Genomic DNA, 7,927 nt, shown 5'->3' with positions numbered 1-7,927 from the left:
TTTAGGGGTAGCCAGTGAAAATATGCGGTTGGCAAACCGTTCGACGTGCGAGTAGCACAGCCGGTGACAGAGCCTTATAGGCGTAGAGCAAACCACCCGTTTGACGGGTGGTCCTGATTTTTAGTTATTTTTTTAATAAATATAGAGTTTGGAGACATAATAAGCCTAATAAATTAACAAAAAAACTACTTTTTTAAATATTAAAAGAATGGCTATATTAGTAGGTTTGAGGGCAAAGTTTGATGCTGATTACATCGTAAAATTGATAAAAATTAAAAAAAAATAAAAAATGTGTTGACAGTATAATAATCATAATATATAATTAATTTTGTCGTCAGGCGGCGACAACAAAACGTGCTGAAGTGGCGGAACAGGCAGACGCACAGGACTTAAAATCCTGCGGTAGCGATACCGTACCGGTTCGATTCCGGTCTTCAGCACCAAATAAACTAAATTCAACTTTAATAACGCGGGGTGGAGCAGTTGGCAGCTCGTCGGGCTCATAACCCGAAGGTCGTAGGTTCAAGTCCTGCCCCCGCAACCAACATGGCGGAATAGCTCAGCTGGCTAGAGCACTCGGTTCATACCCGAGGTGTCGTAGGTTCAAGTCCTATTTCCGCTACCAAATACGCTGAAGTGGCGGAACAGGCAGACGCACAGGACTTAAAATCCTGCGGTAGCGATACCGTACCGGTTCGATTCCGGTCTTCAGCACCAAGTTGAATTTAGTTTAACAATAACGCGGGGTGGAGCAGTTGGCAGCTCGTCGGGCTCATAACCCGAAGGTCGTAGGTTCAAGTCCTGCCCCCGCAACCAAACATGGCGGAATAGCTCAGCTGGCTAGAGCACTCGGTTCATACCCGAGGTGTCGTAGGTTCAAGTCCTATTTCCGCTACCAGATACGCTGAAGTGGCGGAACAGGCAGACGCACAGGACTTAAAATCCTGCGGTAGCGATACCGTACCGGTTCGATTCCGGTCTTCAGCACCAAGACTTAAAACTTAGTTTTAAGTCTTTTTTTTATTTCTAAATAATGTTTAAATGATCTCACGAAATGTGAGATTTTTTTATTTAAAAAATATTCTATGAATTTATACAAGAAATTATTACTATAATTAATTTCGAAAAATTTATCTTAAATTAGGTTTTGCGACAAAAAATAGATTTTTAAATTAGGTAGTAAAAAGATTTTATGTAATCTTAACTATAAAACTATATATATAAATAGAAAAAAATATTATCTTGTCTTATGAAAAAAGCTATGTAGGTACATTAACTGACATAATAGTAGATTAATGAAATGTTATAATCAATATACAAATTATGGAAAAAAGGGTGAGTGTTATGCAATACGAGGTTAAGGTACCTACATATAAAAGAGTAAATAAAAGAAAAATAAATTTGGAAAGCAACTTAGCTACGATGATAGTAGCCTTTGTTATAGGGATTACATTAGGAAGAGTAAACCTTAATTTTGTTGAAGGTTTAACTTTAGCACCTTTTGGAATAGCTTACTTAATATCTACAATAATTAAGAGACAAGAAAGAGAATATTTAACTGCTTTTGTTTCAGTTAGTTTAGGATATTTAAGTACCTATAAGGTTATTGATAATGCATTTATATATTTTATAATAGCTGTATCTATTGTTACATATGGATATGTAATGAATAAGTTAGATAAAAAAATAAGCAAGAAGATATTGTTTTTAATAACAACTACAATTTATGTGGCTTTAGGAACTGTTATTGGAAATCAAGGAATAGGTATAAATTTAGGATTTTCAATTATAGAGGCTATATCAATAATACCATTTTTCTATATTATTAATTATGGTGTAAGTTGTTTATCTGAAATAAAGACAAACTATATATTTTCTGTAGAAGAACTTATAAGTATTGCTATAATACTATGTTTAATAGTTGCAGGAATAGGTGGATTTGAACTTCTAGGTATAAAAATAAGAGATCTTTTAGGATTAATTGCAGTAATTACAATTGCGTATTCTGGTGGGATCTCAGCAGGAACTATACTTGGAGTAACTATGGGAATTATAATAGGAATAACAACAAAAAACTTATTTTTGCCAATAGGCCTCTATAGTATATGTGGATTGATTGTCGGGATATTTAAAGATACTGGTAAAATATTCTCTGCATTAGCATATATAATAGCTTATTTTTTAGTTGTTATGTACTCTGATAGTATAGGACTAGCTAATATCTTTCAAGTGAGTATATCTGCGATTTGGTTACTTTTAATTCCTAATAATTTTATTAAAGATATATTAGCAGAAATAAATAATGAAGAAAAAAGTAAAAATATAAATGAAATACAGATTCAAGGAATAAAGAATGAATTCATGGATAGATTAGATGGGTTCAAAAATATATTAAACACAATATCGGATTCTTTAAATAATTTATCTGAAAATAATAATTTACTTATTAAAAATAAGAGTGTAGCATTGATAGAAAATCTGGCTGATAGAGTGTGTTCTAATTGTGAATTGAATAATAAATGTTGGGGAAGAGAGCTTCATACTACTTTTTCATGTTTTGGTGAATTAATAGGTAGTTGTGAAAGTGGAAAAATTATAATTCCAAAAGATTTAGATAGAAAGTGTGTTAAGTTAAATACTTTATTAAAAGGAACCGAAAATTTACTTAATAATTATACTGTAAATGAAAATGTGAAAAATAGGCTAGTAGAAGGTAGAAAATTAATTGCTAATCAAATGAATAATATGTCTATAGCAATGGATGATATTATAAGAGATTTTGAAAAAGATGTTACTAATTGTATGGAAGTAGACAAGCTGTTAAGAAAAACATTCGTGAAAAATAATATAAAATATAATGATTTATATAGTTATACTGATAGATGTGGCCATTTAAAAATAAAGGTTAAAAGAGATAATTGTGAAGGATGTAGTTATTGTATAAAGAATGTATTACCGGTAATAAGTGATTTAATAAAGATACCATTATCGTTAACTGATGATGGATGTAGAATTAATCCTAATAATAATGAGTGTACATTTGTAATAGAAGAAACACCAAAATATAATATATTATCTTATGCAGCATTTACACCTAAGGATGGAGAAAAATACTCTGGTGATACTTTTAGCTTTGGAAAAAATAAAAATGGACTATATGTAACTATTCTTAGTGATGGTATGGGATCAGGACCTGAAGCTGGGGCAGAAAGCAACATAACAGTAAATCTAATAGAAAAATTTATGGAACAAGGCTTTGATGAGTCTACATCTATAAATACGATAAATTCTATAATGGGAATGAAGTTTAATGAAGATGAAAAATTTACAACATTAGATATGAATTCTATTGATTTATATACAGGTGATGTTTCTTTTATTAAGGTCGGAGGTGTAGTTAGCTTTATAAAGAGAGGTAAAGAGGTAGAGGTGATAGAAAGTTCTGAGTTACCTTTTGGAATTTTAGATAGTATTGAAATTAAGAAAATAAAGAGAAAGATAAAACATGGAGATATCATAGTTACAATAACTGATGGAATTTTAGATGTTGATAAAAATAATGCTGGAAATTATAAATGGGTTAAAGAGTATTTAGAAAAGAGTACTAATAATCCAGAATATTTATCAAGAGATATTTTGGAAAAAGCAAAGGAGTTAAGTAACGGAAAGATATTTGATGATATGACTGTAGTTGTTTCAAAGGCATACTCAATTTATTAGTAAGAATTAATAATGAATAATTATGGATGGAACTGCTTTGGCAGTTCCTGAATAAAACTTATAAAGTCAGCATTGCTGACTTTATTCATTGATTATTATTTTTTTATCTTAATTATTAATTGATAGAAATATTTACATTAAAATATTGTAAAGGTATTATATATATAATATTAAAAAAATATAATTATAGGAGAAAACAAGTGTTAGATAAAGTAAGAAAGTATATTATAGAAAATAGACTTATAGAAAATGGTGATAAGATTCTTGTAGCTTTATCAGGTGGACCGGATTCGGTATGTTTATTACATATATTAGCTAGGTTAAGAAGTGAATTTAATTTGAAATTAGGAGCAATACATATAAATCATTTATTAAGAGGTGAAGAAGCTCTTGAAGATGAGAATTATACAAAAGATTTATGCAGGGCTTTAGAAGTAGAAAATTATATAGAAAGAATAGATATAGCAACTATAGCAGCAAAAGAAGGTCAATCTATAGAACTAGCAGGGCGTGAAGAAAGATATAAAGCTTTTAATAAAATAAAAGAAAAGTTTTCTTATGATAAGATTGCAGTAGCACATAATTCAAATGATCAAGCAGAAACTATTTTAATGAGGCTTATGAGAGGAAGTGGATTAGACGGATTAACAGGGATTAAGGCAAAAAGAGAAGATGGAATAATAAGACCTATTCTTTGTTTAAATAGAAATGAAATTGAAAAGTATTGTGAAGATTATAAATTAAATCCAAGAATAGATAAAAGCAATTATGAGAAGATATATAATAGAAATAAAGTTAGATTAGATATTCTTCCTTATATGAAGGAAAATTTTAATGATGATATTATTGATACTTTAAATAGAATGGCTTTTTTATTACAAAAGGATAATGAATATTTAGAAGAAGTTGCAGAAATGGCCTATAACAAATATTGTGAAGAAAAAAATGATGCAATTATTGTAAGTAAAAAGCTTTTTGAAGAAGAAAAGGAAGCTATAATAACTCGGGTATTAAAGAGAGGTTTTAAAAAGATTTCAAATTCTCATAAGAACTTTGAAATGAAGCATATAGTAGATATTATAGAGTTATCAAAATTGGGAACTAATAAAGAGATACATTTAACAAATGGGATAATAGTTCAAAATGTTTATGGGGATATAATATTTAGACAGAGAAAAAGCAAAAATGAAAAGATTAAAGATAAAGAAATTTATATTAAAAAAGAAGAGTTAATAAACCAATTTGAGTTTGATAACTATAAAATTGATATGCAAATTATCAACAAAAAAAATAACGTAGAATTTTCCAATAATGACTTAATAAAGTTTTTTGATTATGATAAGATAGAAGAAGGAATTATTGTAAGATACCGTAAAGATGGAGATAAAATGGTGCCTATAGGAATGAAGGGTACTAAAAAGCTAAAAGATATCTTTATAAATTTAAAGATTCCAAAGGAAAGTAGAGACATAATTCCTATAGTTTGTTTTGATGAAAAAATAGCTTGGGTTGTAGATGTCAAAGTTTCTGAACAATTTAAAGTAACTAGTAATACAAAACAAATATTAAAAATAACATTTAAGGAAAGGGTTTAAAAAAATGGTGAATGACGTTCAAGAAATACTATTAAGTGAGGAAAAAATAGCTTTAAAAATAAAGGAATTAGGAAAAGCTATAAGCGAGGAATACGCAGGGAAAGATTTATTAGTTATAGGGGTATTAAAAGGTTCAGTAATATTTGTTTCAGACCTAGTTAGAAATATTTCTATTCCATGTGAAATGGATTTTATGTCTGTATCAAGCTATGGAGAATCATCAGAAAGTTCTGGAGTAGTAAGAATTCTTAAGGATTTAGATAATAGTATAGAAGGTAAAGATGTAATAATAGCAGAGGATATAATAGATAGTGGAATTACTTTAGAATATTTAGTTGATTTCCTTAAAGGAAGAAATGCAAAATCTATAGAGATAGTTACATTATTAAGTAAACCAGCTAGAAGAAAGGTTGATATAGATGTAAAATATATTGGATTTGAGGTTCCAGATGAATTCTTAGTTGGATATGGATTAGACTATGCTAATAGATATAGAAATTTACCTTTTGTAGGAATTTTAAAAAGATCAGTTTACGAAAAATAATATTTAGGCAAATAGATTTTAAGTGAAGAAAGGGGGGCCTTGGATGAAGAAGTATTCAAGTGCAACTGTATGGATAATAGCCATATTTTTATTAATTCTATCAGCTACATTTTTACTAAATGGAGGCAATACAGCTGACAAAATAGTATTTAGTGATTTTCAACAAAAATGGATAAACGATGAGATTGAAAGTGTTACGATTCAAACAGATAAAATGACCATTACAGGAGAAACAAGGGATGGTAAAAACTTTACTGTTTATGCACCAGATACTATGATAGAGGCACTTAATGCTCAATATCCTAAAGATGACGTTAAGATGGAATACATACCACCATCAAATAATAGTTTTTGGGTAAGTATTATTCCGACAATTATGATTATGGTGTTATTTGGGATATTTATATTTATTTTCACCCAACAATCTCAAGGTGGTGGCGGCGGAAAAGGAGTTATGAATTTTGGAAAGAGTAGAGCTAAAATGATGACTCCTGATAGTAAGCGTGTAACATTTAATGATGTTGCAGGAGCTGACGAAGAAAAAGCCGAGTTAGAAGAAATAGTAGATTTCTTAAAACAACCATCAAGATACACAGAAATGGGAGCAAGAATACCGAAAGGAGTTCTTTTAGTAGGGCCACCTGGAACAGGTAAAACTTTATTAGCTAAGGCAATAGCTGGTGAAGCTGGAGTGCCATTCTTCAGTATATCTGGGTCAGATTTCGTTGAAATGTTTGTTGGGGTAGGTGCTTCAAGAGTTAGAGACCTATTTGAACAAGCAAAGAAAAGTGCACCATCATTAGTGTTTATCGATGAAATAGATGCTGTTGGTCGTCAAAGAGGAGCTGGATTAGGTGGAGGTCATGATGAAAGAGAACAAACACTTAATCAATTACTTGTTGAGATGGATGGATTTGGAGCTAATGAAGGAATAATCATGATAGCAGCTACAAATAGACCAGACATACTTGACCCGGCACTTTTAAGACCAGGTAGATTTGATAGACAAATAGTTGTTGGAAGACCTGATAGACAGGGTAGAGAAGCAGTTTTAAAGGTTCATACTCAAAAGAAACCTTTAGATGAAAATGTTAGTTTAGAAGTTTTAGCTAAGAGAACACCAGGATTTAGTGGTGCAGATTTAGAAAACTTAGCAAATGAAGCAGCACTTTTAGCTGTTAGAAAAGATAAGAAAAAAATTGGTATGGATGAGTTTGAAGAAGCTATAACAAGAGTTATAGCAGGTCCAGAAAAGAAGAGTAGAACTATAAGTGAGCATGATAGAAAGCTTACTGCTTATCATGAGGCAGGGCATGCTGTTGTAATGAAATTATTAAAACATTCAGATCCTGTACATGAGATAAGTATCATTCCAAGAGGTATGGCTGGTGGATACACTATGCACTTACCTACTGAGGATAGAGCTTATACATCAAAGGAAAAATTAAAAGATGAGATGGTAGGACTACTTGGAGGAAGAGTAGCAGAAAAATTAGTTCTTGGAGATATAAGTACAGGTGCTAAAAATGATATAGATAGAGCTTCATCTATTGCTAGATCTATGGTTATGGAATATGGAATGAGTGATGAAATAGGAACTATTTCATATGGAAGTGACAATAATGAAGTTTTCTTAGGAAGAGACTTAGGTAGAGGTAGAAACTTCAGTGAAGAAGTAGGTGCTAAGATAGATTTAGAGGTAAAGAAATTTATATCACAAGCATACGATACAGCTGAAACATTATTAAAGAATAATATTTCAAAGCTACATGCAGTTGCTGCTGAATTGTTAGATAAAGAAAAAATTGATGGCAAAGAATTTGAAGCAATATTTGATGCGAATTAATTGATATAGTTTTAGGTATAATAATAAAGGGGCTGTCTCTGAAATGATTTTTAAAATCATTTCAGTAGACGGTCTTTTTATTTTTTATTCATATATTTATATGAAATTATTTCTAAATGAACAAGTTTTTTGACACGACAAATAGGAGGTTATAAACCTCCTATTCTCTGTAAAAATATACCTTTACGCTATTTTCTTTTCATGCAATAATATACCATTTCT

4 protein-coding genes and 7 tRNA genes are annotated in these 7,927 nt (G+C 30.4%); all 11 read left to right on the top strand.

Annotated features, from left to right (window positions below; translation table 11 throughout):
- Window positions 1-356: 356 nt before the first annotated feature.
- The 11 genes from H8S10_RS17440 (at window position 357) to ftsH (ending at window position 7,705) form a co-directional block, all read left to right on the top strand.
- A tRNA-Leu gene (locus H8S10_RS17440) sits at window positions 357-443 on the top strand.
- A gap of 25 nt (window positions 444-468) precedes the next feature.
- A tRNA-Met gene (locus tag H8S10_RS17435) sits at window positions 469-544 on the top strand.
- 4 nt (window positions 545-548) lie between these two features.
- Window positions 549-625: transfer RNA gene (locus H8S10_RS17430), tRNA-Met, on the top strand.
- 5 nt (window positions 626-630) lie between these two features.
- Window positions 631-717 (top strand) — tRNA-Leu (locus H8S10_RS17425).
- A gap of 23 nt (window positions 718-740) precedes the next feature.
- Window positions 741-816 (top strand) — tRNA-Met (locus H8S10_RS17420).
- Window positions 817-821: 5 nt separating this feature from the next.
- A tRNA-Met gene (locus tag H8S10_RS17415) sits at window positions 822-898 on the top strand.
- Window positions 899-903: 5 nt separating this feature from the next.
- Window positions 904-990: transfer RNA gene (locus H8S10_RS17410), tRNA-Leu, on the top strand.
- A 354-nt stretch (window positions 991-1,344) separates the two neighbouring features.
- Window positions 1,345-3,720: a stage II sporulation protein E gene (gene spoIIE / locus H8S10_RS17405; protein WP_186839704.1), complete on the top strand. Its 2,376-nt coding sequence runs from the start codon at window positions 1,345-1,347 to the stop codon at window positions 3,718-3,720.
- A gap of 200 nt (window positions 3,721-3,920) precedes the next feature.
- Window positions 3,921-5,315, top strand: coding sequence for a tRNA lysidine(34) synthetase TilS (gene tilS / locus H8S10_RS17400; protein ID WP_186839703.1), 1,395 nt, complete (start codon window positions 3,921-3,923; stop codon window positions 5,313-5,315).
- A 4-nt stretch (window positions 5,316-5,319) separates the two neighbouring features.
- Complete coding sequence (gene hpt, locus H8S10_RS17395) at window positions 5,320-5,859, top strand: hypoxanthine phosphoribosyltransferase (RefSeq protein ID WP_055265031.1); 540 nt, start codon at window positions 5,320-5,322, stop codon at window positions 5,857-5,859.
- A gap of 43 nt (window positions 5,860-5,902) precedes the next feature.
- On the top strand, window positions 5,903-7,705 hold the full coding sequence (gene ftsH / locus H8S10_RS17390) for an ATP-dependent zinc metalloprotease FtsH (protein WP_186839702.1): 1,803 nt from the start codon (window positions 5,903-5,905) through the stop codon (window positions 7,703-7,705).
- Window positions 7,706-7,927: the final 222 nt, after the last annotated feature.

Origin of the sequence: Clostridium sp. NSJ-49, assembly GCF_014287725.1 — a bacterium.
Classification (GTDB): Bacteria; Bacillota; Clostridia; order Clostridiales; family Clostridiaceae; genus Clostridium; species Clostridium disporicum_B.
The sequence above is the reverse complement of the archived record's forward strand: the minus strand, read 5'-3'. Positions and strand labels throughout refer to the sequence as shown.

Excerpts from the sequence above, each read along its gene's own strand:
- hpt (WP_055265031.1), top strand. The coding sequence starts at position 5,320 with ATGGTGAATGACGTTCAAGAAATACTATTAAGTGAGGAAAAAATAGCT.
- ftsH (WP_186839702.1), top strand. The coding sequence starts at position 5,903 with ATGAAGAAGTATTCAAGTGCAACTGTATGGATAATAGCCATATTTTTA.
- spoIIE (WP_186839704.1), top strand. The coding sequence starts at position 1,345 with ATGCAATACGAGGTTAAGGTACCTACATATAAAAGAGTAAATAAAAGA.